Origin of the sequence: Streptosporangium nondiastaticum, from assembly GCF_003011965.1 — a bacterium.
GTDB lineage: Bacteria > Actinomycetota > Actinomycetes > Streptomycetales > Streptomycetaceae > Streptomyces > Streptomyces nondiastaticus.
The window spans coordinates 1-1,764 of sequence record NZ_PXWG01000293.1; the positions used below are offsets into that span (position 1 = coordinate 1).

Sequence of the window (1,764 nt, forward strand, 5' to 3'; positions counted from 1 at the left end):
GCGCCGCCAGCCACCGCCCGCGCCCTGGGCCGCGCCGCTCCCGGCGATCGTCCCGACGGCCCGGATCGCCCCGGCGGCCTCGGCCGCCGCTGTGCCCGCGCTCCCGCTGTCACTGCTCATCGCGCGCCCCCGTGTCCCCGTTTCGGCATGTCCACGTCCGCATACCCGTCATGCTCGTGCGCTTGCCCGCCCGGCGACCCGCCGGACCTGGCCGGACTCGCTCCCGGACCTAGCCGGACTTGCTCGGTGTGTCCCTCTTACTCGGTTTACTCGGTGTATCCGTCAACGTATCCGTCCACGGTCTCACCGATGTAGACGCGCGGCACCCGATTGGAGATGCGCGTGACAACCTCGTAGGCGATCGTGCCCGTGGCAAGCGCCCAGTCCTCGGCGGTCGGCTCGCCCCGGTCGCCCGGCCCGAACAGCACCGCCTCGTCGCCCGCCCGCGCCGTGTCGTCGCCGCCCAGGTCCACCACGAACTGGTCCATGGCCACCCGGCCCGCGACCGTCCGCCACTTGCCGCCCACCAGCACCGGGCCCGTGCCCGAGCCCGCGCGCGGGATGCCGTCCGCGTAGCCCAGGGGGACGAGGGCGAGGGTCGTGGGGCCGGGGGTGACGTAGTGGTGCCCGTACGAGACGCCGTGGCCGCCCGGCACCCGCTTCACCGACGCCAGGTACGCCGACAAGGTCATCACCGGCTTCAGGCCGAGGTCCTGCGGCGTGCCGACCTCGGGGCTCGGCGACACCCCGTACATCGCGATGCCCGTCCGGACGAGGTCGAAGTGCGCCTCGGGGAGCGTCAGGGTCGCCGGCGAGTTGGCTATGTGCCGCACCTCGGGCTCGACGCCCTGCCGCTCCGCGTACGCCACCGCGTCCCGGAAGACCCCCAGCTGGGCCTGGATGGACGGGTGGCCCGGCTCGTCGGCGCACGCGAAGTGCGACCAGATGCCGGTCACCTTCACCAGGCCCGCGTCCTCCGCCTCGCGCGCCGCGGCGATCAGTTCCGGCCAGTCGTCGGGCTGGCAGCCGTTGCGCCCCAGACCCGTGTCGATCTTCAGCTGGACGCGGGCGGGACGGCCCGCGGACCGTACGGCCTCGCAGAGCTCCGCGAGCGCCCACATCCCGCTCACCGACACGTCGACGTCCGCCTCGACGGCCTCGCGCCACGGCCCGCCCGGCGTCCACAGCCAGCACATCAGCCGGCCCGTGTCCCCCGCCGCGCGCAGCGCCAGCGCCTCGTCCGGCGTCGCCGTGCCGACCCACTCGGCGCCGGCCTCGCGGGCCGCGCGGGCGCACTGCACCGCGCCGTGGCCGTAGGCGTTCGCCTTGACCACGGCCATCAGCTGCGACCGGGGCGCGCGGGCCTTGAGCGTGCGTACGTTGGCCCGCAGCGCGGCCAGGTCGACCAGGGCACGGGCGCGCATCGGGGGCTCGCCGGCGCGAAGCGGAGTCTCGTTCATCCACGTCAGTCTCTCAGGACGGCCGGGCCGGGCGTGAGGGGTGGGGCTCGGGGAGGGGCACAAGGTGTCATTTCGGGAGCACGAACGGCGCGCCGTTGTGAGACTGAGGGCATGAGGACTGCCTACAGCGTCGAGACCGTACGGGCCGCCGAGCGCGCGCTCATGGCCCAGCTCCCCCACGGCGCCCTGATGCAGCGCGCCGCCGCCGGGCTCGCCGCCGCCTGCGCCGGCCTGCTCCGCCGCGTGTACGGGGCACGGATCGCCCTGCTGGTCGGCAGCGGCGACAACGGCGGCGACGCCCTCA

At 74.9% G+C, this 1,764-nt stretch carries 2 protein-coding genes; one reads left to right on the forward strand and one right to left on the reverse strand.

Going from position 1 to position 1,764, the window contains the following annotated elements; genetic code table 11:
- Window positions 1-266: 266 nt before the first annotated feature.
- A complete protein-coding gene (gene alr / locus B7P34_RS35830; RefSeq protein ID WP_189383289.1) occupies window positions 267-1,460 on the reverse strand; it encodes an alanine racemase in 1,194 nt (397 codons plus the stop codon).
- 111 nt (window positions 1,461-1,571) lie between these two features.
- Between alr and B7P34_RS35835 the strand changes: the two genes are divergently transcribed.
- The coding region (locus B7P34_RS35835) for an NAD(P)H-hydrate epimerase (RefSeq protein ID WP_286157545.1) at window positions 1,572-1,764 on the forward strand (193 nt) is incomplete at its 3' end.

Coding starts and splice junctions, on each gene's coding strand:
- alr (WP_189383289.1), bottom strand. CDS start 1,460: ATGAACGAGACTCCGCTTCGCGCCGGCGAGCCCCCGATGCGCGCCCGT.